Consider the following 3,345-nt stretch of genomic DNA (forward strand, 5'->3'; position numbering starts at 1 on the left):
ATCCTCTTCCTTCCAGGTAGAGGTTGCTGTCAACTGTCAACTGTCAACTGTCAACTGTCAACTGTCAACTGTCAACTGTCAACTGTCAACTGTCAACTGTCAACTGTCAACTGTCAACTGAATGAAAGCCGATGAACACGGTAAAAACCGGGTTTCCAGAAGTCGGAATCGGTAAGTCTTCTATCGCTATCTCTAACTAAAGGAATAGATATTTACAAGCAATATCTGTCACAATTTATGTTGAAATGTTAAGGTGAGACATCTTGGGAATTACCAGTTCCGCTCACCCACTCTAAAAAACCTTGAAATGAACTCTGTCGGGGTAGCGATTGTTCTGTAGCTGCGATCGCACATCCCAAAAATACCACGCTTCCCAAAATTGCCAGTAGCGGAAAATGTTTGCCCAGCCCAAAGTCGCGCTGAAGGCGAGCTAACGGCCTGCTCTCGCGCCTGAGCATCTTTCCCACCGTCAGTTGTTTGAGGCTAAAAGGATCGCGGACAAAATGGCCGCTCCAGCTAATTACCATATGAGAATGGCAGTGGGGACAGGTGAATAGTCCGCTGACCATTCCGACTGGGCCCACGACGCTGGAACGGTGGCAAATCGGGCAAGTGACAGAATGAGTGTTATAGGTGGGAGCGTTCATAACTGCTTTTCTTGAGTAAAAAACCAACAACCAATTGAGAACCTGCGTTAACGCCTACGGCATATACCTAAAGAGGTACTTTATCCTTAATTCCTAGTTTACCGCTCCAATCGGGTCGATCGGAGCTCAATGCTTGGGAAAACTTTCAAATTGCCAATCTCGCAACGAGTGCAAATCGGGAACACAGGTGAGATTGTATTGCAGGGGAGTAACGGTAATTTTATTGTCGCGAATAGCTTGTACGTCTGTAGGAATATCATGGCACACAGCCGATTCGGAGGTTTCTTCCACATCTTCTAACAATTCCCCAGCCAGCCAATAATAAGTTTTGCCGCGCGGATCAGTGCGCTTTTGAAATATGTCGAAATAGCGGCGAATGCCTTGACGGGCGATCGCAACTCCGGTAATTTCTGCCTGTGAGACTGCTGGTATGTTGACATTCAACAGTGTCGGTTTGGGCATTGGCTGTTTTTCCAACTGTCGCAGCAAGGTGACAGCGAAATCCACCGCCGGCCCAAATTCCTGCGAAGTATAGCTGGCGAGACTGAAAGCAATGCTGGGAATGCCTTCCATAATTCCTTCCATCGCAGCCGAAACCGTCCCCGAACAGATAATGTCCGTGCCTAAATTCGGCCCGTGGTTGACGCCGGAAAGGACAAAATCGGGCGGTTTGTCAACTAAAGCCCACAAAGCTAGTTTGACGCAGTCGGCGGGAGTACCCGAGCAAGCCCAAGCTTTGACGGCGGGATCGAAAACAGATTCGATAATTTCGGCGCGAATGGGTTGGTGCAATGTGAGGCCGTGTCCGGTAGCGGAGCGCTCTCTGTCGGGACAAACTACGCTCACAGAGTGGCCGGCGGCGGCGAGAGCGTTGGCGAGGCTGCGGATGCCTTGTGCAAAGATGCCGTCGTCGTTGCTAATTAAAAGTTTCATTGAAATTTTTATAGGCCTGATAATAATCTTAAACTAGATTCAAGTAGGGCGATCGGTTGGGAGCATCCCGATTGTGCAAACATATCCGCAAGGGCGAAGCATTCGCGCCCGTATTTTATCGACTATAGGAGAGATTTTCAGCGCGAATGCTTCGCCCCTACAAAAACGGGGTGCTCTCGATCGGTTTCACCTGCAATTATCTATTACCTAATTACATATTAAGCAGCCATCAATCTAAAATCTAAAATCTACAAGTCAGTCGATCCAAAATTGCGCTACACTCAGCTTGGCCCAAAACTGCCATCAATCTAAAATCTAAAATCTAAAATCTAAAATCAAAATGACTGTCCAGCTCAGCGACATTGAAACTCAACTAGAAACCCTGGGCCAAGAGTCCAAAAGTGCGATCGCAACTGCGAATACCCTCGAACAACTCGAACAGTTGCGCCTTGGCTACCTAGGCAAAAAAGGTCAACTCTCTCAAATTTTAGGCATGATGGGCAAACTTTCGGCAGACCAGCGGCCAAAAGTAGGCGCGATCGCCAATACTGTAAAAGAAGCCCTACAAGCCGACTTAGAAGACAAGCGCGCCGCCCTCCAAACCGCCCAAATCCAGGCCAAATTAGCCTCAGAAACCCTTGACGTTACCATGCCGGGGATTTTTCCCCCTCAAGGTCGAATTCACCCCTTAAACGCCGTCATAGACCGCGCTCTCGATATTTTTGTCGGCCTCGGCTATACCGTCGCCAACGGCCCGGAAATGGAAACAGATTATTACAACTTCGAGGCGCTCAACACTCCACCCGACCACCCAGCGCGGGATATGCAAGATACATTTTACCTGCCAGGTGGCGACTTGCTGCGGACTCAGACATCATCGGTGCAAATTCGCTACATGGAACAGCACAAACCGCCGATTCGGATTGTCTCTCCCGGCCGCGTTTACCGCCGCGATACTGTTGATGCTACTCACGCGGCAGTTTTCCACCAAATTGAACTTTTAGCTATTGGTGAAAATCTGACATTTACTGACTTGAAAGGCACAATTAAAGAGTTTCTGCGCCAAATGTTCGGACAAGATTTGCCGATTCGTTTCCGCACGAGTTACTTTCCGTTTACAGAACCTTCTGCTGAAGTTGATTTGCAGTGGAACGGCAAATGGCTGGAAGTTTTGGGCTGCGGTGCAGTAGATCCTAATGTTCTTAAAGGAGTCGGTTTAGATCCAGAAAAGTATACCGGGTTTGCAGCCGGTTTTGGAGTGGAGCGGTTCGCTATGGTACTTTATGAAATTGACGACATTCGCCGGGTTTATGCTAGCGATTTACGATTTTTGCGGCAGTTTTAAGTAGTGGCTTGAGGTCGGTTTTACTCTGAAGGTATGTAGTTGCGCTTCAGCGCTCTTTATAAATATTAGCAAAGAGCACCCAAGCGCAACAACGTACCTAATTTGTCTGACGACAATAAAACCGCCCTGGGTTTTACTATGACTGTAGGGTTTTGGTTAATGTAGATCGATGTTTTGAGTTTCGATCGAGGAGAGAAAGCTAAAAAATCTAATATCCTATCCAAAGAGATAGATCGCGGTCATGTTGGTTTGTAATGATGACTAAAGTCCTCGGGAAAAGAAGGACTAAAGTCCTCACTACAAACCTGGGAAAAGAAGGACTAAAGTCCTCACTACAAACCTGGGAAAAGAAGGACTAAAGTTCTCACTACAAACCTGGGAAAAGAAGGACTAAAGTCCTCACTACAAACCTGGGAAAAG

At 47.5% G+C, this 3,345-nt stretch carries 4 protein-coding genes; 2 read left to right on the forward strand and 2 right to left on the reverse strand.

The window, feature by feature from the left end:
- Window positions 1-248: 248 nt before the first annotated feature.
- Both QZ918_RS27570 and surE read right to left on the reverse strand, forming a co-directional pair.
- Window positions 249-647 carry a hypothetical protein gene (locus QZ918_RS27570; protein WP_293340889.1) on the reverse strand — a complete coding sequence of 133 codons (399 nt, stop codon included), beginning with the start codon at window positions 645-647 and terminating at the stop codon, window positions 249-251.
- A 126-nt stretch (window positions 648-773) separates the two neighbouring features.
- On the reverse strand, window positions 774-1,580 hold the full coding sequence (surE, locus tag QZ918_RS27575) for a 5'/3'-nucleotidase SurE (protein ID WP_293340892.1): 807 nt from the start codon (window positions 1,578-1,580) through the stop codon (window positions 774-776).
- Window positions 1,581-1,653: 73 nt separating this feature from the next.
- Here surE and QZ918_RS27580 point away from each other — a divergent pair, with 73 nt between their 5' ends.
- Complete coding sequence (locus QZ918_RS27580) at window positions 1,654-1,791, forward strand: hypothetical protein (protein WP_293340895.1); 138 nt, start codon at window positions 1,654-1,656, stop codon at window positions 1,789-1,791.
- A 129-nt stretch (window positions 1,792-1,920) separates the two neighbouring features.
- Complete coding sequence (gene pheS, locus QZ918_RS27585) at window positions 1,921-2,925, forward strand: phenylalanine--tRNA ligase subunit alpha (RefSeq protein WP_293152114.1); 1,005 nt, start codon at window positions 1,921-1,923, stop codon at window positions 2,923-2,925.
- Window positions 2,926-3,345 lie beyond the last annotated feature (420 nt).

The organism is Microcoleus sp. CAWBG58, from assembly GCF_020883045.1.
GTDB lineage: Bacteria > Cyanobacteriota > Cyanobacteriia > Cyanobacteriales > Microcoleaceae > Microcoleus.